A 26,383-nucleotide genomic window follows, 5' to 3' on the forward strand; every position below is an offset into this window, starting at 1 on the left:
TTGTTTTTGTTTACCACTATACATTTCTTATATAACATATTCAGTTCATGAAATAGATAAAAATGACATATTAGAGCTTGCATTTTTTCACCATGATGATAAATTAAGATTAAGTTGAAAATACTTCATCAAAAATAAATATTTAAGTAGGTGAAATAATGTTTGAAGCTTTTTTGAAAAGAGGGAAGCTTGTTTTTATTTTATTCTTTATCGTTCTCATTGCTGGCGGCTATTTATTCACGCAGCTTCCTAAACGAGAACTGCCGGAATTCCAAGCGAATCTCGTCACGATTTCTACCGTGTTTCCCGGTGCGGATGCAAAACAGGTGGAAAGTGATGTAACGAATAAGCTGGAATCAGCCTTATCTGATCTCAATGGTATAGAGAAAACGAGCTCAGTTTCTGCCATTGGTTTTTCAAACATTGTGCTTGAAATTGACGATCAGGCTGACTTTCAAAAAGTAGCAAGCCAAATTAAGAATGAAACAACGAGTGTCGCATCCTCGTTTCCTGAAGGGGTGATGGAACCGGATATAAAGGACGAGTTCGGCAGTGTGCCGGTGGGGTCTTATATGGTAGTGGCGGGCCAATCCGGTGACTTAGCAAAAAGTCAGAAGTCGCTGCGTGCATTGAAGAAAAAAGTAGAGGACATCAAAGGAGTAGACAGTGTCGTTATCAAAGGCTTCAATGACAAACAAGCGGTATTAAACTTGGATTCAAGTAAGCTGGAGAATGAAGGATTAAATGTAACGGAAGTCACAAATGCCATCAATCAGGAATTTGACACATCTCCACTTGGTGATATTCGGGCAGGCGGCGAGAAGGTCAAGCTGTCTATAGATGCCTATGACCGTTTGGATCAAGTGAAAAAAATTGAGCTTTTCTCCAAAACGAACCGTGAACCGGTCACAATCAGTCAGCTCGGCAGCTTAAAAGAAGTAGAAAAAGAGAAAAGTGACATTGTTTCGTATAACGGAGAGCCTGCCTATTCATTTACTGTGAATATCAAACCAGGGCTTGATATTCCTAACATGTATGACAAAGTCAGTGATGTCATTGAGAAAGAGAAGCAGCTTCCAAATGGAGTGAAGTGGGTAGACTACTATTCACAAAAAAGCGATGTGGATGCCATTTTTAAAGATTTAATGAAAGAGGCCATTGTTGCGATCATCGCTGTCATTATCGTCACCACACTTGGTCTCACCATTGGTGGTGCGTTTATCGTGTCACTTGCCATCCCATTATCCATCACGATCGGGACGATTCCACTGCCGTTTTTACAAGTGGACCTCAATCAGATTTCGATTATCGGCTTTATCATAGCGTTAGGAATACTTGTCGATGATGCGATTGTCGTCAACGATAATATTTTAAGGCAAATGAAAACTTATGAAAGTCCGCTCAAAGGAACAATTGCAGGGGTGAAAGAAGTCGCGGGTTCTATTTTGACATCAACACTAGCTGTTGTGTTTGCCTTCTTGCCACTTGTTTTTCTATCTGGTGCGAATGGTTCATTTATTCGAGCATTACCATCTGTCCTAGTGACAACTGTGCTTGCATCCATGGTGATTTCATTGACGCTAGTGCCAGTCTATCAATACACCGCGAATCGGAAAAAAAAGAATAAGAAGATTCAAAAAGAGCCGGGATTCCTAGGAAAACCATTAAAAAAATTAGCTGACTTTTATGCAGATCGTGTGCTGACAAAGATTGTAAAGCGTCCGCTACTCATTGGCTTTAGTGGCCTTCTTGTTGCGACACTTGCCTTTTTACTGATTTTCGTCACACCCTTTGAATTTTTCCCTGCGGCGAATAAAAAAGAGGTCGTTGTGACTGTCACACTTCCAAGCGAAACAACATTAGACAAAACAAATGAAACTCTAGAGAAAATAGAACAAGAAATTAAACAGCAGAAAGGCATTGAAGAAACGTCTATTTTTGCAGGTGGTGGTCTGCCGAACCTGTTTAATGAAAGTATCTCAAATGCAAGTGATCACACGGGTCAAATTGTTGTGAGAGTAGACAATGATCAGATGACGAGTAAACAATTGATCGATCGTATGACAGAGCCTTTGCGTAAGAAATTCAAAGAGGCGGATCTTTTTATGAAAACCATTGTTCAAGGACCGCCAACCGGTGCGCCAGTGACTGTAACCATTGCGGGTGACTCTTTTTCTAAACTCATTGATGTCAAAGAAACACTCACAAGTGAAATGAAAGAAAAAGGAGCGAGCTTGATCACCGACGATGTCAATCAGCCGGTAAATACGATCTCCTTTGAATTAAACCGTGAAAGAATGGTAGAAGATGGACTAAGTGCTCAGTTTATTAGCAGACAGCTTGGTCTTGTCACAGAAGGGATGCCATTAGGTACCTTTAAACAAGGAACGGATGATATTGATTTAGTCGTCAAGCAGGATATAAAGACACATCAAAATGGCTTAAGGCTAAAAGAAATAAAAGTGCCTGTGAATTCAAATGAAGGTGGTATACCTTCACTCGAGCCGCTTAGCCGATATGTAAAAGAAAAAGAAACAGAGCAGTACGAAAGCATTCCACATGAAAATGGAATTCCGACCATTACGCTAAAGGCATATCCTGGCTCGTCAGACTCGTTTAAAGACGACATGAAAGAAGTCGTCAATCAGGTAGGATCAAGTGATGCAGCAAAGGATTTGACCATTTCTCAAGGTGGAGAAAATGAAAATCAAACCCAGTTCTTTATTGAAATTAGTCTCTTGTTTGGGGTGGTCTTGCTGCTCATTTATGTGACCATCGCTTTCCAGTTCAATTCATTGATGCTTCCACTATTAGTTCTAGGTACAGTTTACTTAGCGATATCTGGAGCCGTTATCGGCCTGTTTGTCACACAAACGCCGTTCAGCTTTATGGCAACAATGGGAATTGTCTCATTAGCTGGTATCGTGGTTCGAAATGCGGTTGTCTTGTTCGAATTTATTGAGCAGCGGCGTAAGCAAGGATTCGATCAACAGACAGCTGTCATTGAAGCGGGAAGAGCAAGGATTAGACCGATTTTGCTTACAGCATTTACGGCACTTGTCGCCCTTATGCCTGTAGCATTAAGTAATGATCCGCTCTTTAAACCGCTGGCCATCTGCATTGTATCAGGCGTATTTTTCTCTACAATTTTGACACTACTCATTGTGCCAGCCTTATATATTACCGTTTCAAAAAGACGGTGACGAAAAAAGCAAATCTCCTTTTGTTCGGGGATTTGCTTTTTTATGTGAAGTAACTCTGTTATGATGTGGATAAAAAAATAAATTTGAGCTCGTTTCAATGATTAGACCCATTTGTCACTTCAGTAAACGGAACTACGTTTGAACAATTGATCATTCAATTCATAACACTTTATTTCTATAAGGGAGGGGCTTTTTTTGGGCAAGCGGAGCATTTATAAAAGTGAAGGGAAAAAGCTTATTACTCAACATTATGATGATTATCTAAAGTCTTTTGATTTTGATGTTGAGCAGATTAATGTTGATACAAGTTATGGGAAAACGCATGTACTTATAGCAGGACCACCGGAAGGGAAACCTCTTTTTATATTTCAGGGTGGTAATTGTATAAACCCGATGACTTTATCATGGTTTTTACCTCTCATAGACAAGTACAGAATATATGCTCCAGATACAATTGGTCATCCCGGATATAGCAGTGAAAATAGAATGTCAGCAAAGGATAATAGTTTTGCCCAGTGGATCAAAGAACTAATGGATTACTTTAAGATCGATCGAAGTGCATTTGTTGGTCCGTCATACGGGGCAGGTATTATTTTGAGATTAGCTGCATTTATGCCGGACAAAATTGACTGTTCTGTTTTGGTCTCACCTGCAGGCATAAGTTTAGGCTCTAAGTTTAAAATGATACAACGTATTTTAATTCCATTAGTCTTGTTTAAAGTAACTTCCTCACAAAAATATCTCAATAAAATCACTGATATAATGTCAGATCATAGCATGAGGGAAATGGATAAAAAATTGATTGGTGATATATTTAAATATATTAGACTTGAACAAGAAATGCCCGAGTTAACAACGAAAGAAGAATTAACATCCTATCGTTCTCCCACTTTCATCATAGCAGGAAAAAAGGATATCTTTTTTCCTGAAAGTTCATTAAATAAAGTAGCTAGTGACATCATTCCAAATTTAATTGCATTTAAGACATACGATATGGGACATTTCCCATCTGAAGAACATCTGTTACACATGAACCGTGATATTGTAGAATTTTTAAAGAAGTACTACTAAATCTTTAATCTAGGGAACTTCATATTCATATGAGGTTCCCTTTCGTTTTTAACATCTTTTTTTAAAAAATATGCAAAAAATTCTGTGGAGTGTTCATTTGTCTTTATACAGTAGACAGTGGTATTTACGACTAAAATAAGACGTGTTAAAATCTCATTGGGAGAAGTTTTTTAACAAAGGGGTTGTACGTCATGTGTGGAACGATGAAAGCAATTGTTAAAAAAGAAAGCGCTTACGGAGCGGTGCTGATGGAGAGGCCGATTCCAGAAATCAATGATCATGAAGTATTGATTGAAGTAAAAGCCACTTCGATATGCGGAACAGATGTGCATATATATAATTGGGATGACTGGGCAAAGGGGAGAGTCAAAGCGCCCTACATTTTCGGACATGAATTTACAGGGGAAGTTGTCAAAGTAGGGAAGCAAGTCTCACGTGCAAAAGTAGGGGATTTTGTATCGGCAGAGACGCATGTTGTATGTAATCAGTGCTATATGTGTTTAACTGGTCAGCAGCATTTGTGCAGTGAAACGAAAATTTTAGGGGTAGACATTGATGGCTGTTTTGCTGAGTATGTCAAAGTACCTGAACAAAATGTGTGGCACAATCCAGCTCAAATGCCGGTGGAGCTTGCGTCTATCCAAGAGCCGCTTGGAAATGCTGTTCATACAGTGCTGCACACGCCTGTTTCAGGTAAGTCAGTGGCGATTTTTGGCTGTGGGCCCATCGGTTTAATGGCAGTTGCCGTCGCAAAAGCATCCGGGGCTGTCCAAGTATTTGCTGTTGATCAAAACGAATACAGGCTGGATCTTGCCCGGAAAATGGGGGCTGACCATATCGTGGATATCGGAAAAAATGATCCTGTTGAGATCATTAAGCAGTTCACGCGGATGGAAGGGGCAGACGTGATATGTGAGATGTCAGGACATCCAGTTGCCATTAATCAAGCACTCGAAGCTTGTGCAAATGGAGGAAAAGTCAATATACTAAGCTTGCCAGAACGGCCAGTAACCATTGATATTACGAATCAAATTGTTTTTAGGGGATTAACCGTGCAAGGGATCACAGGGAGAAAAATGTTTGAGACGTGGCGTCAAGTATCTGAGCTATTAAGAACGAATACCATCGATGTCCAGCCAATTGTCACCCATACACTTCCATTTGAACAGTTCGAAAAGGGATTTGAACTCATGAGAAATGGGACGTGCGGAAAGGTCGTACTGATGATGCCATCATATCAAAGGGGGAAAAAATGATGAAAGAATTCACGTATTTACAAGAAGAACTGGAAACTATGAAGCAGCAAGGCACCCACCAAACATTGAAAGAAATTGACTCAAAACAATCATCCACAGTGACATTAAATGAACAATCCGTCATACAGCTCTCCTCAAATAACTACTTAGGCCTCACCTCACATCCTAGGCTGATGAAAGCAGCAAAAGAGGCGATTGATGAATTCGGTGCAGGAACAGGTTCTGTGCGAACCATCGCCGGCACAATGACGATGCACGAACGTCTTGAAAAAAAGCTCGCTGCATTTAAAAAGACAGAGGCAGCCCTTGTGTTCCAATCGGGTTTTACAACGAACCAAGGGGTGTTATCAAGTATCCTGACAAAAGATGATATTGTTATTTCAGATGAATTGAATCACGCCTCAATCATTGACGGCATCCGGTTAACGAAAGCAGATAAAAAAGTATACGGTCATTCTAATACGGAAGAGCTTGAGAAAATTCTAAAAAAATCTATGAATTACCGCGTCCGCCTCATCGTCACAGACGGTGTGTTCTCAATGGATGGAGATATTGCGCCACTTCCTGAGATTGTCAGGCTCGCAGAAGCATATGATGCATTTGTCATGGTAGACGATGCGCATGCCTCGGGCGTGCTTGGCGAAAATGGCCGCGGGACAGTCAACCATTTTAAACTTGATGGCAGAGTGCACATTCAGGTTGGGACACTTAGTAAGGCTGTTGGAGTGCTAGGTGGCTATGTAGCAGGCTCAGCAGTTTTAATCGATTATTTAAAACATAAAGCAAGACCGTTTTTATTCAGCACCTCGCATCCGCCGGCTGTGACTAGAGCGTGTGAAGAAGCGATTGAAGTACTGTTAGATGAACCGGAGCGAATTGGCACGCTTTGGGAGAACGCCGCCTATTTTAAAGAAAAGGTCGTCAGCCTTGGGTTTCAGGTTGCACCGACAGAGACACCGATTATCCCCATTATGATTGGAGACGAAGCCCTTACTTTCCGCTTTTCAAAGGCCTTAATAGAACGAGGCGTGTTTGCTCAAGGCATCGCCTTCCCAACTGTGGCAAAAGGAAAAGCGAGAATTAGAGCCATCATCACCGCAGAGCACACAAAAGAAGAACTAGACCGTGCACTGACAATCATCGAAGAAGAAGCAAAAAAACTGAACATACTTGATTGAGAGAGCGCAGGCTCTCTTTTTTTGCGTTATTCTTTCCATATTTCATCAAATCTACCGTTTGTTATGTATAATGTATGTAAATAGATCTATTGAGGTAAGTGGTGAGAAAAATGTTATTTAATAATGAAGAGTTTTATGAGCAATGTTTAGATTATAAGAACAAAGGAAGAACAGATAAGAATCACCCTTTTCACAAAATGTTTAATAAAGAAATCCCAAATAAACTTCAATATGAATTAGAAAAACGTCAAATGAGAAATTTGGATAGAATTGATATTAAAGCATCAACAGGAAATGGAAAAGTAGCAGAGTGTTTTTGGATTGCATTATTAGACAGGCGATTAACCACGAATTCTAATTCTCAAAAAACAACTACACAAAAAGGGATATTTATTGTTATTTTATTTGCAGAGAACGGGGAAGATTTTTATTTAACCATTGAAACTGGAACTGAAAATCTATCTTTATCTGAAATTAAGGAAGAGGCAGCTATTTGGAGGAAGCGGCTACAGCCAGAATTAGAGTACCATAAAAGACTAGAGGGATTTTATATAGGTGATTTCTATTTGGGCAAATCATTAAGACCTAAAAAATATGTGGCAAGCTCATTGGTCTTTAAAAAGTATAGTATTGATCATTTTGACCATCATCAATTAATAGAAGATATCAATTCTTTAAATGAGTTTTTTTATGATTTTGTTTACGAAGTATATTTGGATCAGGACCTTGTTCCAAAAATAGAACATCAGAACAAATTTAGGAGAAAAAGAATCATTCATAGAGATGTTTATAAACAATTAAGAGAAGAAAGAGCAAAGCAAAATGAAGAGACAGGTAGAATAGCAGAGAAATTTGTTTATGATATGGAAGTAGAGCAATTAAAAGCAGTGGGTCAGGAGCAACTAGCTGGAGCTGTCAATTGGGTGGCTGAAACGGAAGATGGTCATGGATTTGATATTAAATCTTATTACCCCGATGGAAAAGAAAAACTCATAGAAGTCAAAGGGTCTAAGCTGTCTCATCAAGACTTTCCATTCTTCTTATCTGAACAAGAAAAAATGGTAGCAGAAGAGGAAAAAGAAGCATATGTCATTACTTTAGTTGAGAGTGTTGGTACAGACCAGATGAAGGTTGTCAAAGAAATACAAAACCCTTTAGGCAAAGACTATTTACATCTGAAACCTACTCAATATTCTTGCAGAATTCGTGTGGATTGAAAAGTGATGTCACATATGAATTTATTTTCAATTCATCACAAAATAGTCTATACTGTAGGGTGGAGCTTGGTTTGAAAGGAGTACAAATTCATGAATGAAGAGCAGAGAAAAGCGAGTGGACAAGTAAGTTCATCGGACAAAAAATCCGAGAAGGACTACAGCCAATATTTTGAAGCTGTGTACATTCCGCCTTCCTTAAAAGATGCAAAAAAACGGGGTAAAGAAGAAGTCGAATACAATCAATTTCAAATTGACGAGCGGTTTCAAGGGTTAGGGAACGGCCGCAAGTTTTATATTCGCACATATGGCTGTCAAATGAACGAGCATGACACTGAAGTGATGGCCGGGATCTTTATGGCGCTTGGTTATGAACCGACAAACTCAACGGAAGATGCAAATGTCATCTTGTTAAACACGTGTGCGATTCGCGAGAATGCAGAAAACAAAGTGTTCGGAGAGCTCGGTCATTTAAAAGCATTAAAGCGTGAAAAGCCTGATTTAATCTTAGGTGTCTGCGGATGTATGTCGCAAGAAGAATCTGTTGTTAACCGTATTTTGAAGAAACACCCATTTGTTGACTTAATTTTCGGTACACACAACATTCACCGCCTGCCAGAGCTATTATCTGAATGCTATCTTTCAAAAGAAATGGTCATTGAGGTTTGGTCAAAAGAAGGCGATGTCATTGAAAACCTTCCGAGAGCCCGACAAGGGAAAATTAAGGGCTGGGTGAATATTATGTACGGATGTGATAAATTCTGTACATACTGTATCGTCCCTTACACGCGTGGTAAGGAAAGAAGCCGCCGCCCTGATGAAATTATTCAAGAGGTCAGACGCTTAGCAGTAGAAGGATATAAAGAAATTACCCTTCTCGGTCAAAACGTGAATGCGTACGGAAAAGATTTTGAAGACATGGAATATGGTCTTGGCCACCTAATGGATGAGCTGCGTAAAATCGATATTCCACGTATCCGTTTTACAACAAGCCACCCGCGTGACTTTGATGATCATCTAATTGAAGTGCTTGCTAAAGGTGGAAACCTTCTCGATCATATTCATTTGCCAGTTCAATCAGGAAGTTCTTCTGTGCTGAAACTCATGGCAAGAAAATACGACCGTGAACGTTACCTAGACCTTGTGCGCAAAATCAAAGAAGCCATGCCAAATGCTTCATTAACAACCGATATTATTGTTGGGTTCCCAAATGAGACAGATGAGCAGTTTGAGGAAACTCTTTCCCTTTATCGTGAGGTTGAGTTTGATGCGGCTTATACGTTCATTTACTCTCCAAGAGAAGGAACGCCAGCAGCGAAAATGAAAGACAACGTGCCAATGCGTGTAAAAAAAGAACGTCTGCAGCGCCTGAATGCACTCGTAAATGAAATTTCTGCGAAAAAAATGAAGGAATATGAAGGGCAGACTGTCGAAGTACTAGTTGAGGGTGAAAGTAAAAACAACCCTGACATCCTAGCCGGATATACAAGTAAAAGCAAGCTTGTGAATTTTAAAGCACCGAAAGAAGCGATTGGCAACATTGTCAAAGTGAAAATCACACAAGCCAAAACTTGGTCTCTTGACGGAGAAATGGTTGGAGAAGCTATCGAGGTGAATTAAAATGACACTTTATTCAAAAAAAGAGATTGTCGAGCGCGCAAGAGAGCTCGCTAAAATGATTTCTGAAACTGAAGAAGTTGATTTCTTCAAAAAAGCAGAAGCGCAAGTCAATGAAAATACAAAAATTTCGACGATCATTAATCAAATTAAGGCGCTTCAAAAACAAGCGGTGAATTTAAAGCATTACGGTAAGCATGAAGCTTTAAAACAAGTCGAAGAAAAAATCGATGCTCTGCAAGAAGAACTGGATGACATCCCGGTGATTCAAGAATTTAAAGAATCACAAGTGGAAGTGAATTCCCTGCTTCAGCTCGTAGCGCATACGATTTCTAATCAAGTAACGGATGAAATCATTCTTTCAACCGGCGGTGACCTCTTATTAGGAGAAACCGGTTCAAAAGTAAAAAACTCATCACCAAGTTGCTCCATTAAATGAGGAAACCCCGCAGATGCGGGGTTTTTTGCTTTGCTACCATCATTTGTTGAAAAAAAGAAGAAAACCACTACTTCATGCTTTATCATCCTCAAATCTCTCACTCTCCAACTTTTCCAATTTTCAAGGCAAGTTTATGGGCGACCATGCATACACTGAAACAGAAATGAATTTAATTGAACATGAGTTCAAAATCGTGACACACTAGACGAATGCCCAGCATAAGATAAAACGATCAAGAACAAGGAGGCATGCCGGAATGTCTGAATACAGAGAGATTATTACAAAAGCGGTGGTTGCAAAAGGGAGGAAATTCACCCAGAGCACACACACCATTTCTCCATCGCAAAAACCAACCAGCATCCTAGGTGGTTGGATCATTAATCATAAGTATGATGCTGAAAAGGTCGGTAAAACGGTTGAGATTGAAGGAACATTTGATATTAACGTATGGTACTCTTACGCGGACAACACAAAAACAGAAGTCGTGACAGAACGAGTGAAATATGTAGACATCATCAAACTGAGGTATAAAGATAAAAATTTCCTTGATGATGAGCACGAAGTGATTGCCAAAGTGCTGCAGCAGCCGAATTGCTTAGAAGTGACCATTTCTCCAAATGGTAATAAAATTATCGTTCAAGCAGAGCGTGAATTCATTGCTGAAGTGGTAGGAGAAACCAAAATTGTTGTAGAGGTCAATTCAAGCTGGAAAGAAAAAGATGATCACGAGTGGGAAGAAGAAGTGGATGAGGAGTTAGAGGATATTCATCCAGAATTCCTACAGGGTGATCCAGAAGAGTAATTGATGACTAGGGCGCATATCCCCCTAGTTTTTTTGTGCCCTATCTAGGAGAAAAAAGGCTTTTTTTTATGCTATAATGAAAGATGGTATGAATTCGAATGTAATATAGTGAGGGATTAGAAATATGGCAAGTTATACGCCCATGATACAGCAATATTTAAAAATCAAGGCAGAATATCAAGATGCCTTTTTATTTTTTCGCTTAGGCGATTTTTATGAAATGTTTTTTGATGACGCAAAAGAAGCGGCACAAGAACTAGAAATTACACTAACAAGCAGAGATGGCGGAACCATTCCAATGTGCGGCGTGCCTTATCATTCTGCTGCTGCATACATAGAACAATTGATTTCAAAAGGCTACAAAGTTGCCATTTGTGAGCAGGTGGAAGATCCTAAAACGGCAAAAGGTGTGGTCAAAAGAGAAGTCGTTCAACTCATTACACCGGGTACGGTGATGGATGGTAAAGGCTTGAGTGAAAATGAAAACAACTTCATTGCGTCTGTTACAAAGTTTGAAAAGGGATATGGACTTGCGCTATCTGACTTATCGACAGGTGAAAACATGGCGGCTTCCATCGATCGACTAGATGAAGTGGTGTCTGAAATTTATTCTGTCGGTGCAAAAGAAATTGTAGTGTCAAAGCAGCTCGATGAGGAAACGGTCAAGACGTTAAAGGAACGCTGCCAGGCGACGATTTCATATGAGGATCGTGATGAATTAATCGATGAAGCTGAGCGACTCGTGTCCCGTCTCAATGATCATCTAAGACCAGCCTTCTTCAAACTATATGCGTATTTAAGAAGAACGCAAAAAAGAAGTCTCGATCATCTTCAGCAAGTTCAAGTGTTTGCGCTTGAACAAACAATGAAAATTGATCTTTACTCGAAGCGAAATCTTGAATTAACAGAGACGATCCGGTCAAAAAGCAAAAAGGGCTCTTTGTTATGGCTGCTAGATGAAACAAAAACAGCGATGGGTGGAAGATTGCTCAAGCAGTGGATCGACCGGCCGTTAATTCGTCTTTCGCAAATTAAGGAACGTCAGGAAATGGTGCAAATTCTCATGGATCATTTCTTTGAGCGAGAGGATCTGCGTGAACGGTTAAAGCAAGTATATGATCTCGAACGTCTAGCTGGCCGCGTTGCATTTGGCAATGTAAATGCCCGTGATCTCATTCAATTAAAGGAATCCTTAAAACAAGTACCCGCCATTAAAGAGCTTGTGCATACACTTCCAGAGGAAATGGCGAAATCAAGAGCGAACAATATTGACCCCTGTGGTGACTTACTTGATTTATTAGAAGCTGCGCTTTATGAGAATCCACCGATGACATTAAAAGAAGGCAATTTGATTAAAGACGGCTACAACACAAAATTAGATGAATACCGTGATGCCAGCCGAAACGGGAAGGACTGGATTGCACGACTTGAACAGCAAGAAAGAGAATATACAGGCATTCGCTCTTTAAAAGTCGGGTTTAATAAAGTATTTGGCTATTATATTGAAGTGACACGAGCGAATACGCATTTGCTGGAGGAAGGGCGTTATGAAAGAAAGCAAACGCTCGCCAATGCAGAGCGGTATATTACACCTGAATTGAAAGAAAAAGAAGCGCTGATTCTTGAAGCAGAATCAAACATTAGCGAATTGGAATATGAACTGTTCTCAGCTCTTAGAGAACAAGTAAAAGCCTATATTCCGAGATTACAGCTACTCGCAAAACAAATGAGTGAGCTGGATGCACTCCAATGCTTTGCGACTGTCAGTGAAAAGCGCCGATATATTCGTCCGGAATTCTCAGAGGATGAGGTGGATGTCATAGATGGCCGTCACCCAGTCGTTGAAAAAGTGTTGGATCACCAGGAATATGTGCCGAATGACTGCCATATGGGAAAAGGCCGGCAAACCTTACTCATTACTGGACCGAATATGTCAGGGAAAAGCACATATATGAGACAAATGGCACTCATTTCAATTCTTGCTCAAATTGGCTGCTTTGTGCCGGCATCTAAAGCGACCCTTCCGATATTTGATCAAATCTTTACACGTATTGGGGCGGCAGATGATTTGATTTCTGGTCAAAGTACTTTTATGGTAGAGATGCTTGAAGCAAAAAATGCGATGGTGCACGCAACGAAAAACAGCTTGATCTTATTTGATGAAATTGGACGCGGGACAAGCACTTATGATGGAATGGCTCTTGCTCAGGCGATCATTGAATTTGTTCACGATCATATTGGAGCCAAAACGCTATTTTCTACACATCACCATGAACTCACTGTCCTTGAAGCTCAATTAAGCGAGCTGAAAAATGTCCATGTACGAGCTGAAGAGCATGAAGGCACGGTCGTTTTCTTGCATCAAATTAAAGAGGGTGCAGCCGATAAAAGCTATGGTATTCATGTAGCACAGCTAGCTGAATTGCCTGATGCTATCATCAATCGGGCTCAGACTATTTTGACAGAGCTTGAGAGCGGATCACATGAAGTGATGCCGCACGTATCTGAGGCTCCAAAAACAGAAAAGACCGAGGAAAAGCAGCAGCTTTCTTTCTTTGAAGTAGAAGAAAAACCGCAAACCAAAGCAGTCTTGAAACAGAAAGATCAAGCGGTAATCGAGGAATTAAAGTCATTCAACCTAATGGATATGACGCCGCTCGAAGCAATGACAAAACTATATGAATTGCAAAAGAAATTATAAGATAAGGTGAGGTGAGCAAAATGACAAAGATTATTCAGTTATCCGATGACCTATCCAATAAAATTGCTGCAGGTGAAGTAGTCGAGCGCCCAGCTTCTGTCGTCAAGGAACTTGTGGAAAATGCGATCGATGCCAGTAGTACGGTGATTGAAATCGATGTAGAAGAAGCAGGTCTTTCTTCGATTAGAATCATTGATAATGGTGTTGGAATCGATGCTGAAGATTGTAAGCTCGCCTTTCAGCGCCATGCAACGAGTAAAATCAAAGATGAGAATGACCTGTTCCGTGTCAGAACGCTCGGATTCAGGGGAGAGGCGCTGCCAAGTATCGCATCCGTCTCTCATTTAGAAATGAAAACTAGTACTGGTGAAGGAGCCGGGACACACCTGGCTCTGCAAGGCGGAAAGATCATTTCAGAGAAAAAAACCTCTGGCCGACGCGGCACGGAGATGATCGTCACCAATTTATTTTACAATACACCCGCCCGCTTAAAATACATGAAAACCGTTCATACGGAGCTTGGCAACATCTCGGATGTCGTCAATCGAATTGCGCTAGCTCATCCAGAAGTATCGATTCGCTTGCGACATCAAGGAAAAGTTCTACTTCAAACGAATGGAAACGGAGATGTGCGGCATGTGCTTGCGGCCATTTACGGGACAGCTGTGGCGAAAAAAATGGTGCCGCTGCATGTGCAATCACTTGATTTTGAAGTGAAAGGATATATTTCATTACCAGAAGTGACAAGGGCATCACGGAATTATATGTCTTCTGTTGTGAACGGCAGATATGTCAAACATTTCCCTCTCGTAAAAGCGATCCATGAAGGGTATCATACGCTGCTGCCGATTGGCCGCCATCCGATTACATTTATAGAGATGAAGATGGACCCCATTTTGGTGGATGTGAACGTGCACCCTTCGAAGCTTGAAGTGAGACTAAGTAAAGAGCAGGAACTTCATGAGCTGATCAAACAAGGTATTAAGGGCGTTTTTCAAAAGCAACAGCTCATTCCAAGTGCTTCCGTGCCAAAGAAAGCACCAATGCCAGCTATCAAAAATGAGCAGCAATCCTTAACCTTTGATGCGAAACAAGGAAAGCCAAGCCAAACGGAAACACCACTTTCCTATCAGCCTGAGCCGCTCGAATCAGTTGTATATGAGACAAGTCAGACCGGCACATATGGGCTGCTTGAGCAGGAAAAGAGAGAGACGTTATCACCTGCATTTTATGAAGAAGCGCCACCTGAGAGTGTTCATTTAGAGGAATCCGCAGCTTCACTTGAATATGAAGAGACGGTACTGAAAGAAGAAGTGACAGACATCATTTCAGAAAATGAACGGGTTCCTGTCATGTATCCAATCGGACAAATGCACGGAACATATATATTGGCTCAAAATGAACGAGGGCTTTATATTATCGATCAGCATGCGGCCCAGGAGCGAATCAAGTATGAGTATTATCGTGAGAAGGTTGGAGAGATCGAACAGGAAGTGCAAGAAATGCTCGTCCCATTGACATTTCACTACTCGAAAAACGATATGCTCATTATTGAAGAGCATAAAGATATTCTAACGAAAGTGGGCGTCTTCTTAGAGCCTTTCGGTTCAGGTAGCTACATTGTTCGGTCGCACCCCCAGTGGTTTCCGAAAGGGGAAGAGGCTGAACTGATTGAAGAGATCATTCAACAAGTGCTTGATGAAAAGCGTGTTGATATCAAAAAATTGAGAGAAGAAGCAGCGATCATGATGAGCTGCAAAGGCTCTATCAAAGCAAATCGTCATTTGAGAAATGATGAAATCAAAGCCCTATTAGATGAACTCCGGCAAACAAAGGACCCTTTCACCTGCCCGCACGGCCGGCCGATCATCATTCATCATTCGACATATGAAATGGAGAAAATGTTTAAACGGGTGATGTGATCAAATAAAGACGCTCAATAGAGCGATTCAGCGTGTAGACAAACCCTCGCATTCTTTGTCAGGTCTGCGCTCCGGTGCTCGTGCTTCCTAGACTTCAAAGGTTTTCATGTCACGCTGAAAAGAAGACAAAGGGCTAAAATAAACATCATTTTAGCCCTTTGTCAACAATCTGAATCGCTCTTAATGGAGCGATTTTTTATTTAGCATCCACAAGGATTTGGTGGTGTAACGACTATTGGTCGCTTTTGAATATCCAATGTATCTTCTGCATAAAATGTGGAACCAATGCTGAGCGCACGGTTTTCTGCACGGAATGTATATGTACCTGCAGCAGGAAGTACTTTATGTGAAAGTTGTAATTTATATTGTGAGCTTCCTAATAAATCGAATCTACCCGGAATGCGGACCGTTTTTCCGTTGTTCAAAATGTGTTTGTCTTTTAATGCTTTACCGTTGAAGATGTCTTTTGTTGTCGCTTGAAAGCCTGCAGGCAATGTGAACTCAATGGCACCGATGCTTAAAACAGAATTTGGACGGTACGTCAGCTCAATGTCAGAGAAAGACCATTCCTGCTTACTTGTACCTGTAATTTTGGCATAAAGTTCAGCTGGTCTTGCATTGGTTGATGCTTTGCCATCCTCCGTTTTGGCTCCTTCTGCGGATGCGGCAAGCGGTACTGATAATGCCATGACCAGTGTGAGCATCCCCATCATGAGAATTGTCCATGTTTTTTTCATTACTCATTCCCCCTTGTTGATTATAGGTAAATAACAGATGATTTCATCCATTATTTACCTATAAGGTTACCATATTCCTATATGGTATTAAATGGTATATTATACCCTTATTTTGTCACTTTGATCTAGTAATAGCGGGGGAAATGTAAATTTGGTTGGTTCATTCCATAACCATGACCTGGCATTTGCTGATTTGGCGGCATCATCATTTGCATATCTTGATATCCGTATGGATGATTTGGCATCATTCCGTATCCACCATAGTGACCATGATGATAGTGATCTTTCATCGGAACATGTGAAAAGGCATCATACTGGTTTGAATACGGCGAATAGGCTGAATGATGATGCGGATAGTGACCACTGTACTTATCTTTTTTAACGTGATGATAATGGTTTGGCATATTCATAGGGTCATTCATGTTCGGCGCCATCATATGCTCATGGTTGGCTGTATACACATTTTCAAAAGTATGGTAAGGATTCCCTTGATGATAATGATTCATCTGGCTATTCGTATTGTTCATTTTATATCTCATCCTTTTTGTCAGGTTGCCATATTCTATGAGCATGATCCGCTTCATGAGCCTATCCACACGAAAGAAAAAAACCGGCTATTTCAGCCGGGAAAACGAAAAGCAGATGAAAGCGTCAGATGCTAAAAAGAGAAGCTGTGTCTTTTTCTACGACGCTTCTTACAGCTGCTACAGACACTTTTAGGATAATAATAGGGATCGTAGCTTCTAGAAGTATCCCAAAAATCGCTCTCAAACCAATCATCTTTTTTATGATAAAACTTTTTTTCTTTACATGGATCAACATGGCAATGATCGTCATGCTTTTTATAATAGTTTGAGTGGGAATGTTTGCACTTGCATTTGCATTTGTACATTGTCATCCCTCCTAAATGTGACTCAATGCTAGTATATGCAAGAATAAGACAAGGGGACTGGATGGTGGTGCTTCTTTTGTAAAAAAGGCTTTTTCTGAAAAAACTCAAATAAAAAGAATTGACTAGTGCTAAAATAACATGATAAAATATAAATTTTTATCCTCTGATGAAATGTGTTATAATCATATTGTGAATACTTTCGGAGGTGGCGGATTTGTTTCAAATAGGTGATAAAATTGTTTATCCAATGCATGGAGCCGGTGTGATTGAAGGAATGGAAGAAAAAGAGATTTTAGGTAAGACGGAGGAATATTTTCTGATTCAAATGCCGAATATGCAGATGATGATCCCGAGAGGCAGAATCAATCAACTAGGTATACGTCCGGTAGCAGATCAAGCAACGCTGAAAGTTGTGATGAACAATTTTGCAGAAGAAACAAACGACGACACGCTTACTTGGAAGCAACGATATGATGAAAATCTGAAAAAGCTAAAAACAGGTGCGATCGAAGATGGTGCAGACGTTGTCAAAGATCTGATGAGACGAAATCAGAAGAAAGCATTAAATTCAAGTGAAAAGAAGATGCTTGAAGATGCACGAGGCATGTTAGTGAGTGAGATTTCACTTGCACAAGGACTGTCGCAAGATGAAGTGCTGACTGCTTTAGAAAATGAACTAAGAGTTTTATGATGGATATACAGTAAATGGCTGTAAACAGAAGGGCACGCCCTTTGTTTACAGCTTTTTTTATTTGAAAGCAGAAGAATATTTCCAATTTTGTAGGTGATTTTAACTAAAACTAAAATAAGGTCATTCGATGTAGTTTTTACTTAGATGACGAATGATTCAAAGAAGTTAAAAATACCTAGGGCAGCATAAAAAACAGGTAAGTTCTCCTGATTCCTTCAAATGAGCCGGACAATCTTTGAAATCTTTTAGCTATTGATAGTAAAATAATGCGATAAGATGACACCTAAGAGAATGAAGAGGAGCGGTGAAATGAAAAGACTACTGATATGTGGATTCATCTTTCTGATCCTGTGTGCTCTTTTAATGGTGAAATGCAGCCATTCTATTCAAGAAAAAAAAGAGCAAAAACAACATCATGAAGAGGTAGAAAAATATCAAAAAGAACGAAAAAAAGGGGATCAATATGAAAGCTTTAAACAGCTCATCCGACATGAAAGAGAAGGTTATGAGATAGAATTTCATGAAAAGGGCGGAAGTGATTTACTCGTCTTTTCTCCTCATGGAGGGGAAATTGAACCAGGAACAAGTGAAATTGTAGAAGCATTTCAAGAAAGGTACTCTACGTATTTGTTTGAAGGGACGAAACGAGACAATAATCGTGATTTGCATATTACGAGCACCAAGTTTGATGAACCGATATTGGTTCAAATGATTAAAACGTATCCCTTCTCCATTTCCATCCACGGTTATAAAAGTGATAGAAAACACACACTAGTGGGCGGAACAAACGAAAAAATGCAAAGAGCGGTAGTACGAGAATTAAAAGATCGAGGGTTTTCCGCAGAAATGGTGCAAGAAGGCGAACGACTTTCTGGAACAGACCCTAAAAATATTAACAATCGAAATGCGAGCGGTGAAAGTGTTCAGCTAGAAATTAGCACGGCGCAGAGAGAAGCCTTTTTTGACGATTTTGATACGAGAAAAGGAAAGAAAAAAGCATTTAGACGTTATATCCGTGCTTTAAAAGAAGTATTAAGAGAATTTGATCCATCTTCGTAGAAAAAATCGTTTTGATGGGCAAAAGTACTCTATTTAAACTTGGTAAAAAAGATAGAAATATGCGAATTGAACATAAAATATGTAATAACTTACAATTTGCCTTGAAAACATAAATTATGTAAAATAATAGTTATCAGTTTGATATGATAGAATGGGGCTGAAGTGGATGGCACACAAAATACCATCTTCCGAAGTAGGTGTAAAGATCAATCAATGGTACACGCATATTTGCAAATTTGAAGTCGAACAAGCAAACGACATGAAGCGCCTTGTTGAAGAAGAAATTCATGAGATGGAAGAGGATCAAGATTTACTTCTATATTATTCGCTCATGGATTTTCGCCATCAGATGATGCTTCAGCACTTAACGCCAGTCCATGCTGGGAGTGAAACACTTCAAGCGGTGTCTTTTCCTAAAGAAATGGAAGATGGAGAAGATGAGATGACAGGCTTACTCGGCTATTACTTTCATTTTTTTCATGGAATGTATGCGTTTATCCAGCGTAGGTATATCGAGGCCATTTCATACTACAAGCATGCGGAACATCAACTGATCTTAGTGACAGATGAGATTGAAAAAGCAGAATTTTACTATAAAATCGCTGAAGTATACTATCATATGAAACAAACGTATTTCTCTATGCATTATGCTAAAAAGGCGAGAGACATTTATAAAAAACATCAGCTTTATGGAAAAAGAAGCATTCAATGTGATTTTGTCATGGCAGGTAATTTGATTGATGTGAATCAACACCAAAAGGCGCTTCCTTACTTAGAAAAAGCGTTAAAGGTCTGTGAAGCGATGGAACGACAAGAATGCACATCTTATTTTAAAGCGATGGCTCTTAATAACTTAGGGACTTGTCATTATAGTATGGGAACGTACCATACAGCGACTGTCTTTTTTGAACAAGCTATTTCCCTTTATCAGAAAGATCAAGCATCTACGATGATCAATTCGTTGTTTTCACTTGCCCTTACTTGCTTTAAACTCGGGGATATCCAGCGAGCAGGTGAGGCTATACGTGAAGGAATCAACGAAGCTTGTTTATTGGGAGATGAACTTTATCAGTTGAAATTCCAATTTTTGCAGGCGCTCTATATAGAAAAAGACAACTGCGAGCAATTAAGGTCAGCTCTGTTTGGTCTGCGAAGCAAAAAAATGTTTGCTGATTTAGAGGAATTAGCACTTGATGCGGCTAATTATTATAAGGAACGCGACATGTACAAGGAATCCTCCACTTTTTTTGAGATTGTGATTGAAGCGCGTAAGCACATTCAAAAAGGAGATGAGATGTATGAGAACGAAGCATAACATGTCAGCTGCTCAAGTAGAAGAAAGACTTCACACATAACAACAGACAAACAACACCCTTTACGAATGGGACTGACCCCATAAAATGAGACAAATAAAAAACACCTTCAAGTTTCAAAACGGATCGTTGTGATCCGAAATAAAACATGGAGGTGTTTTTTCTATGGGGACAAGAGTGAGTTATCCGGTTGAAGTCAAACAGAAGGCTGTAGAAATGAGATTGGCAGGCGTACCTATGAAAGAAATCTTGCAGGAATTGAATATCAAGAATAAGACGCAGGTTCAGACCTGGATGAGGTGGCATAAGGCTGGGGATACACACCGGTTCGAACAGCCTGTTGGAAAACAATATACCTATGGAAAGGGTCCCGAGTACTCTTCCGAATTAGAGAGACTGCAGGCGGAAAATCGTTATCTGAGCCAACAGAATGAAATTTTAAAAAAGTACAACGAATTGGAAAGGAAGTTGATAAGGAAACGTCAATCAAACTGGTAGAAGAATTTCGCAAAACGATGACGGTACAGGACGTTTGTGTCCATTTAGGCATCTTACGCACTTCGTATTATAGATGGAAAAAGGAGCTGAATCAGAATCAATCTAAAAGACAACTAGAGAAACAGGTCGGCACGTTGTGCCGAAAGCACAAGTATCGATATGGATATCGAAAAATCACAGCCATACTAAAAATGAGAATGCGTATTAACCATAAAACTGTTCAACGTATCATGCAGAAAAACCAGTGGCAATGCCGTGTTAAAATGAAAAAGCGTAAGAAGAATGGGCAGCCCTATGCCGTGGCCGGAAACATACTGGATCGGAACTTTCAGTCTGATCGCCCTCTTGAAAAACTAGTAACGGACATCACGTATTTGCCTTATGGACAGAAACCATTGTACCTTTCCAGTATATTGGATTTGTATAATGGAGAAGTGATTGCTTTTAATATTGGTGATAAGCAGGATACAGACTTTATCTTAAACACACTTGATCAGCTACCAGCATTGCCTAAGAACTGCGTGTTACATAGCGATCAAGGTTCTGTGTATACATCTTACGAGTATCAGAAAGCTGTTCATATAAAAGGCATTACCATGAGTATGTCCCGTAAAGGGACACCCGCTGATAATGCCTCCATCGAATCGTTTCATTCCTCACTAAAGTCTGAAACGTTCTATCTTAACAGGATTGATCGAACTACGACCACCATCGTAGAACGCACTGTCAAAGAATACATTTATTATTATAACAACATTCGTATTCAAACGAAACTAAACAACCAATCACCGATAAACTATCGGCAATTGGCTGTATAAAGGTGTTTTGATCCCTGTCTCAAAAACGGGGGTCAGTCCCAATCAACGTAAAGGGCTTTTTTTATTTATTCCTTGATGGCTTTTTTAGCGTCAATGGCACCTGCTCCATAAATCATCGGGTCATCCCCAGACCACTTGCCCGTATTTTCTTTTAACAAGGTTTTGACTTCATCAGGCGTTAAATGTGGTGAATGCTCTAATAAAAGAGCACAAATTCCAGCACAAATCGGCGTTGCCATAGATGTGCCAGATAGTGTTGTGTAATCGTCATCTACTCTGCTTGATTTATCGAGTTTATCTAGAAAGGACCTTGGTGATCTAAGAGAGACGATGTTTACTCCTGGAGCGAGAATATCAGGCTTTGTTTCCCCATAAACAGTGGGACCTCTGCTCGAAAATGGTGCGACGATATCATCGTTTGATTCTGGTGTATTCCGGTCATCGAAGGCGCCAACTGTAATGACTTTTTGGCTAACAGCAGGGCTTGCAATCGTTTGGCTGTTAGGACCAGAGTTTCCGGCAGCGACGCAGACAACAATGCCTTGGTCCCAAGCAGCATTGACAGCACGCACCATCGGATCGTCTTGTTCGTTATCATAACGCTGGGCATTTCCACCTAATGACATACTTATAATATGAATCGGATCATCAGGGTGATCTTCATTGAACTGGATGCACCATTCAACACCTTCTATAATAGTAGAAAGCGATCCAGCCCCTTGTTTATTTAACACTTTCACGCCAATTAAATTCGCTTTTGGGGCAGGTCCTTTGTAAAAGCCGTCTGAAGCGGCACCGTCTCCAGCTACATCTCCAGCGCAGTGAGTACCGTGCCCGTTATCGTCATAAGGCTTCGTTTTTTGCTTGACTAAATCCACAAAATCTCGAATTCTCCCATCTACATCTTCATGCGGATAAATACCGGTGTCAATGACAGCGACTGTAATGCCTTCTCCTGTCAAAGTTGTACCGTTTCGAATGACTTCATCAGCATGACTTGCCTGTGTGGCCACATCCAGAAGCGCATGAACTTGCCGGTCCAAATAGATTTTGCGAATATGCTCCCCATTCGCTAACAGCTCCTCTAAAGCAGCCGGCGTTAGTTCCGCAGCACAGCAGTCGATATGTGAAAAATGCTGTTTGATATTTGTTTTTCTGCTTTTTTTCATTAATTGTTTTGTGCTTTGAATACCTGCTTCGACCACCCCTTCCTTATATTCAATGATCACACGAAGCTTCTTTCTCTTCTTTAGTCTTCCTTCGAAAAAACGGTGAAGAAAGCAAGGCGTCCATTTAAAAGGTTTATAAAGGTGAAGGACGGTCTCTCTTAAAGGCTGATCCAGTTTACTAGCATGTGTTCTAACCATTTGCACCATAGAAAATCCAAACATGTGATGCCCTCCATTCTAGCTATCCATTCTCGTACACTCTTACGTTATGAGAATGAGAGCTACTTGGTTCGGATTCTTGTCCCTCCTTTTTTTCATATTGGCGGCTGACTTATTTCTCTTTAAAAAAGAAAAGCGCTTACATTTTGTAAAATAATAGAAAAAGGTGAAAAACATGTAGAATCTGCCGATGATAGGTGGGAGAGTTCTTCAGAGAGAACTAGTGGAACAATAGATTTTGCAGAAAAAAGGGGGGTTTAGACAGGGTCAATGCTCATACAAATGTGATTTGTCACAGAGGGAAAAAATCAAATCCACATAAAAACAAGCCGAATTAAAGAAAACAGACTGGGTAGAACTAGGTCATTTTAAACATAACTTCATTTGTCTGTCATACTATTCTAACTCTGTATTCAAAGAGGAGAGGCGTTTCTGTGTATATAAATGCAATTATCTTATTTTTGAGGAATCTCATGATCCAGAGTGTTATGATCAAATTTGAAGAGAAAATGTGGAAAAAATGAAAAGAAATGATGATTCAGTATTAATCATAGAAACGGCTTAGAAATCTGTTAAAGGAGAACGGGAATGAAGAAGTTTTTTGCTTTGCTTCTCCTGCTTGCACTCGGATGGGGCGTCTATTATACGATGCAAGCACAGGAACATGATGAGCCAGTGTCATCAGGTGGAGAAGACGAAAGCGGTTCAAATGATATGTATCGCAATTTTAAAGAACTGGAAGAGAATGAATCAACAGATCATTATCACATTACATCCAATCCAGTGCCCGGCAGCCGTCTTCTAGTGATGTCGCCTCATGGTGGGAGAATCGAAGGCGGCGTTAGTGAGATTGTCCATTTTTTTGATAACGATTTTTCTACGTACTTATTTGAAGGCTTGAGAGAGAATGCATCAGAGCTTCATATTACAAGTACAAACTTTGATGAACCTATCGGAGTCGCGCAGGCAAAAGCACATGATTATGTATTAGCTGTTCACGGTTATAAAGGGGAGCCGGGAATTGATCACACCCTTGTTGGCGGAACAGACTACGACCGTGCTGAAAAAATTGTGAACTCATTAGAGCGCAACGGTTTTTCTGCTGAACTTGCAGTTGCACACGCAACCCTAAGCGGAACGAGCAATCATAATATTAATAATCTTACAAAAACAGGGCAAAGTGTACAGCTTGAGATTAGTAGAAGTCAACGTGAAGCGTTATTTGACAGTTTCGATTTTCGGCAGCGGTCAAGTACAAAAAACGAGACGTTCTATCGGTATGTCAGGGCGATTCGAACAGTGCTGGATGAAGAATACACGTAAGGAGTGTGCACATCTTAAGACAGCGAGGCGAATTCTTGTTACACTATAAAAAGTGATAACAAAAGGAGAGACAGATATGGCACGTCATCATTTTCATCTTCAGGCAAGCTGGCCTGGTCTGCGTAACGATGTAGGTACAATCGCATGTGAACAGTTAAAAACGAAGATTTCAATTCCAAAAGAAATGGACGGCCCCGGCATTGGAACAAATCCAGATGAGATGCTTTTAGGTGCAGCAGCTACGTGTTATATAATTACACTTGCCGCTATGATGGAGCGGAGCCAATTAGAGAAAGAGGATCTCATCATGAGTTCTGAGGCTGTCGTCGATGTGACAAATGGTGTGTTCACATATGAAAAAATCATCCACCGGCCTATCATCACCCTTAAAGCATCCGCTTCTGCACAAGATATTGAGCTGGCCCGTAAACTTGCGCATAAAGCCGAAAGCTCATGTATGATCTCAAGAGCTGTTCAGGGAAATGTGAACATTTCCTTAGAAGAAACCATTCAAGTTAGCGGGTAAAATAAAAAAGTCATTTTCTCTTATTTAATGGAGAAAATGACTTTTTTTATGGCGTCCATTCAGTTTGATCGATCTTATCCTTGGTCTCTTGTTTTTTGGACAAGTTCAAGACAATCACGCCACATATCACAAGTGCAAGGCCGATGAACCCTTTTATATGAATGGTTTCGTTAAACAGGACAAGTCCAACAAGGGCCGTAAGTGCAGTTCCAACGCCGGACCAAGTCGCATAAGCAGATGACAATTCAATGGTTTTAAGTGCCAAACTGAGAAAGGTAAAGGCGCAGCCAAATCCGATCAACACTCCAATACTTGGCAGGAGCTGCGAAAAACCTTGTGAAAGCTTCAGCATCGTACTGCCAAACACCTCCGTTAAAATGGCTCCTGTTAAATAAAGCATTCCTTTCATGATCTTCCACATCCTTTATGACAGATTTAAAAGTACGACACCTGAGACAAGCATCGCCATCCCAATGACTGCTCTTTGGTTCAAGGTTTCTTTGAAAAAGAGCACGCCAAAAATAGCCGTGAGGACGGTACCAACCCCAGACCATGTTGCGTAGGACATGCTAAGTGGAATAATGTTCAGTGTCAATGACAGCATATAAAATGCAAGTGTATAGCCAGCAACAACGATAGCGCTAGGCTTAAAGCGTGTAAAGCCATTCGATAGCTTTAACATCACAGCGCCTATGGCTTCTGAAAAAATAGCAACAGCCAAAAAAAGATATCCGAGGATCATGATGATCCCTCCTCTATTAGGTGTAAAATCCGTCGAAGTAAAAGGGTTTTTTCCTCTCGGTTCAGCGGTTCAAGCTGAAACATTTCTGAAAACCATATTCCATCACAAGCAAGTCGGATCAGCTGAGCCAATGCAGGGTCGTTGATTTCCTCGGCTGCTCTTGCTTTAAATTCCGCATAAAAGTCACGCCAAGGGTTCAATAACGATTCATCAAATGACATGGTCGCCAGCATACTTGTACATAGCTGGGTCGTATGTTGGCGATCAAGATCATCTAATGTGGCCAATAGATATGCACGTACATAAGGCGCTTTTTCATGTTTGTTCGTTTCTTGATACGTTTCGAGCTGCTGACGAAAGCAAAGGATCGCGTGCTCATTCATTTTTTGGATGAGCTCTTCCTTGCTTGCAAAATGATAAAGCAGACCCGCTTTGGTCATATTTGCATGCTCCGCTACTTGCTGAAGGGTAAGGTGGCTTAATCCTTCTTTTAAAATCGTGCGGGCAGCTGCATCATAAATTTGCTCTTTTTTGGTTTTAGACATAAAAAAAACACCTACTTTACTGAACGGTCGGTAAAGTAAATGTTAACCCATGAAAAACGAGTGTGTCAATCGATTCAATTCATGAATAGATGTTTTCACTAAAACGTCATATTTAATAATAAGGGTAAGGTCCGTATGGCGGTGGATACGGGTAGCCATAGCCGTATCCATATCCTGGCGCAAGCAGAGATCCAGCAAGTAGACCACCAGCAAAACCACCTAAAAATGGAGGTCCAAAGAATCCAGGTCTTCCATAACCGAATCCAGGTCTTCCAAATCCGAAACCTGGGCGTCCAAAGCCAAATGGTCTTCTCATGTCTTCGTGCATAAATGGCGGTGCGTCATAATAATTCATAAAAAAAGGCTCCTTTCACATAAAATCACTGTAACTGACATCAGTGTATTCGAATGGCCTATATGTGTTTGGGTGAACGCCTAATAAAAGGGG

23 protein-coding genes are annotated in these 26,383 nt (G+C 40.4%); 16 read left to right on the forward strand and 7 right to left on the reverse strand.

Annotation, left to right across the window (positions count from 1 at the left end):
• Positions 1-158 precede the first annotated feature (158 nt).
• The 10 genes from C5695_RS08600 (at position 159) to mutL (ending at position 15,403) form a co-directional block, all read left to right on the forward strand.
• Entirely contained in the window at positions 159-3,203 is a 3,045-nt protein-coding gene (locus C5695_RS08600; RefSeq protein WP_117730359.1) for an efflux RND transporter permease subunit, read from the forward strand.
• Between the two features lie 195 nt (positions 3,204-3,398).
• Positions 3,399-4,274, forward strand: coding sequence for an alpha/beta fold hydrolase (locus C5695_RS08605; RefSeq protein WP_117730360.1), 876 nt, complete (start codon positions 3,399-3,401; stop codon positions 4,272-4,274).
• Between the two features lie 191 nt (positions 4,275-4,465).
• On the forward strand, positions 4,466-5,530 hold the full coding sequence (gene tdh, locus C5695_RS08610; protein WP_117730361.1) for an L-threonine 3-dehydrogenase: 1,065 nt from the start codon (positions 4,466-4,468) through the stop codon (positions 5,528-5,530).
• Complete coding sequence (locus C5695_RS08615) at positions 5,527-6,708, forward strand: glycine C-acetyltransferase (protein ID WP_117730362.1); 1,182 nt, start codon at positions 5,527-5,529, stop codon at positions 6,706-6,708. The genes tdh and C5695_RS08615 overlap by 4 nt, the downstream gene beginning before the upstream one ends.
• A gap of 110 nt (positions 6,709-6,818) precedes the next feature.
• Entirely contained in the window at positions 6,819-7,925 is a 1,107-nt protein-coding gene (locus C5695_RS08620) for an MrcB family domain-containing protein (protein WP_117730363.1), read from the forward strand.
• A gap of 90 nt (positions 7,926-8,015) precedes the next feature.
• A complete protein-coding gene (gene miaB / locus C5695_RS08625) occupies positions 8,016-9,542 on the forward strand; it encodes a tRNA (N6-isopentenyl adenosine(37)-C2)-methylthiotransferase MiaB (protein WP_117730364.1) in 1,527 nt (508 codons plus the stop codon).
• Between the two features lies 1 nt (position 9,543).
• On the forward strand, positions 9,544-9,978 hold the full coding sequence (locus tag C5695_RS08630) for a regulatory iron-sulfur-containing complex subunit RicA (RefSeq protein WP_117730365.1): 435 nt from the start codon (positions 9,544-9,546) through the stop codon (positions 9,976-9,978).
• A 256-nt stretch (positions 9,979-10,234) separates the two neighbouring features.
• Positions 10,235-10,780 carry an outer spore coat protein CotE gene (gene cotE / locus C5695_RS08635; RefSeq protein ID WP_117730367.1) on the forward strand — a complete coding sequence of 182 codons (546 nt, stop codon included), beginning with the start codon at positions 10,235-10,237 and terminating at the stop codon, positions 10,778-10,780.
• 124 nt (positions 10,781-10,904) lie between these two features.
• Complete coding sequence (gene mutS / locus C5695_RS08640) at positions 10,905-13,481, forward strand: DNA mismatch repair protein MutS (protein WP_117730368.1); 2,577 nt, start codon at positions 10,905-10,907, stop codon at positions 13,479-13,481.
• A gap of 20 nt (positions 13,482-13,501) precedes the next feature.
• Complete coding sequence (gene mutL, locus C5695_RS08645; protein ID WP_117730369.1) at positions 13,502-15,403, forward strand: DNA mismatch repair endonuclease MutL; 1,902 nt, start codon at positions 13,502-13,504, stop codon at positions 15,401-15,403.
• Between the two features lie 200 nt (positions 15,404-15,603).
• Here mutL and bslA read toward each other — a convergent pair whose 3' ends face one another.
• Positions 15,604-16,140: a biofilm surface layer hydrophobin BslA gene (gene bslA / locus C5695_RS08650; RefSeq protein WP_117730370.1), complete on the reverse strand. Its 537-nt coding sequence runs from the start codon at positions 16,138-16,140 to the stop codon at positions 15,604-15,606.
• Between the two features lie 125 nt (positions 16,141-16,265).
• Positions 16,266-16,667, reverse strand: coding sequence for a hypothetical protein (locus C5695_RS08655; protein WP_117730371.1), 402 nt, complete (start codon positions 16,665-16,667; stop codon positions 16,266-16,268).
• 579 nt (positions 16,668-17,246) lie between these two features.
• Between C5695_RS08655 and C5695_RS08665 the strand changes: the two genes are divergently transcribed.
• The 4 genes from C5695_RS08665 (at position 17,247) to C5695_RS08680 (ending at position 21,411) form a co-directional block, all read left to right on the forward strand.
• Positions 17,247-17,723, forward strand: coding sequence for a CarD family transcriptional regulator (locus tag C5695_RS08665; protein ID WP_117730373.1), 477 nt, complete (start codon positions 17,247-17,249; stop codon positions 17,721-17,723).
• A gap of 309 nt (positions 17,724-18,032) precedes the next feature.
• Positions 18,033-18,782, forward strand: a complete 750-nt coding sequence (locus C5695_RS08670) for a poly-gamma-glutamate hydrolase family protein (protein WP_117730374.1) — start codon at positions 18,033-18,035, stop codon at positions 18,780-18,782.
• A 166-nt stretch (positions 18,783-18,948) separates the two neighbouring features.
• Positions 18,949-20,097 (forward strand): Rap family tetratricopeptide repeat protein, encoded by a 1,149-nt coding sequence (locus C5695_RS08675; RefSeq protein ID WP_117730375.1) that lies wholly within the window; start codon positions 18,949-18,951, stop codon positions 20,095-20,097.
• A gap of 163 nt (positions 20,098-20,260) precedes the next feature.
• Positions 20,261-21,411, forward strand: a protein-coding gene (locus C5695_RS08680; protein ID WP_117730376.1) for an IS3 family transposase whose coding sequence is annotated in 2 segments (ribosomal slippage) — positions 20,261-20,534 and positions 20,534-21,411 — 1,152 coding nt in all. Because the reading frame shifts where the segments join, the coding sequence is not laid out codon by codon here.
• A 65-nt stretch (positions 21,412-21,476) separates the two neighbouring features.
• Here C5695_RS08680 and C5695_RS08685 read toward each other — a convergent pair.
• Entirely contained in the window at positions 21,477-22,802 is a 1,326-nt protein-coding gene (locus C5695_RS08685) for a S8 family peptidase (RefSeq protein WP_117730377.1), read from the reverse strand.
• 585 nt (positions 22,803-23,387) lie between these two features.
• Between C5695_RS08685 and C5695_RS08690 the strand changes: the two genes are divergently transcribed.
• Both C5695_RS08690 and C5695_RS08695 read left to right on the forward strand, forming a co-directional pair.
• Positions 23,388-24,122 carry a poly-gamma-glutamate hydrolase family protein gene (locus C5695_RS08690; protein WP_117730378.1) on the forward strand — a complete coding sequence of 245 codons (735 nt, stop codon included), beginning with the start codon at positions 23,388-23,390 and terminating at the stop codon, positions 24,120-24,122.
• 76 nt (positions 24,123-24,198) lie between these two features.
• Positions 24,199-24,648, forward strand: coding sequence for an OsmC family protein (locus tag C5695_RS08695; RefSeq protein WP_117730379.1), 450 nt, complete (start codon positions 24,199-24,201; stop codon positions 24,646-24,648).
• A gap of 46 nt (positions 24,649-24,694) precedes the next feature.
• Here the strand turns inward: C5695_RS08695 and C5695_RS08700 are convergent, their stop codons facing one another.
• The 4 genes from C5695_RS08700 to C5695_RS08715 all read right to left on the reverse strand — a co-directional run bounded on the left by C5695_RS08700 (position 24,695) and on the right by C5695_RS08715 (position 26,290).
• On the reverse strand, positions 24,695-25,057 hold the full coding sequence (locus tag C5695_RS08700) for an SMR family multidrug efflux transporter EbrB (RefSeq protein WP_117730380.1): 363 nt from the start codon (positions 25,055-25,057) through the stop codon (positions 24,695-24,697).
• A 15-nt stretch (positions 25,058-25,072) separates the two neighbouring features.
• Positions 25,073-25,390 (reverse strand): SMR family multidrug efflux transporter EbrA, encoded by a 318-nt coding sequence (locus C5695_RS08705; protein ID WP_117730381.1) that lies wholly within the window; start codon positions 25,388-25,390, stop codon positions 25,073-25,075.
• Positions 25,387-25,935 carry a TetR/AcrR family transcriptional regulator gene (locus C5695_RS08710; protein WP_117730382.1) on the reverse strand — a complete coding sequence of 183 codons (549 nt, stop codon included), beginning with the start codon at positions 25,933-25,935 and terminating at the stop codon, positions 25,387-25,389. Before C5695_RS08710 ends, C5695_RS08705 begins: the two co-directional genes overlap by 4 nt.
• A gap of 112 nt (positions 25,936-26,047) precedes the next feature.
• Entirely contained in the window at positions 26,048-26,290 is a 243-nt protein-coding gene (locus tag C5695_RS08715) for a spore coat protein (protein ID WP_117730383.1), read from the reverse strand.
• Positions 26,291-26,383 lie beyond the last annotated feature (93 nt).

It is taken from the genome of Bacillus pumilus (assembly GCF_003431975.1).
Lineage (GTDB): Bacteria > Bacillota > Bacilli > Bacillales > Bacillaceae > Bacillus > Bacillus pumilus_N.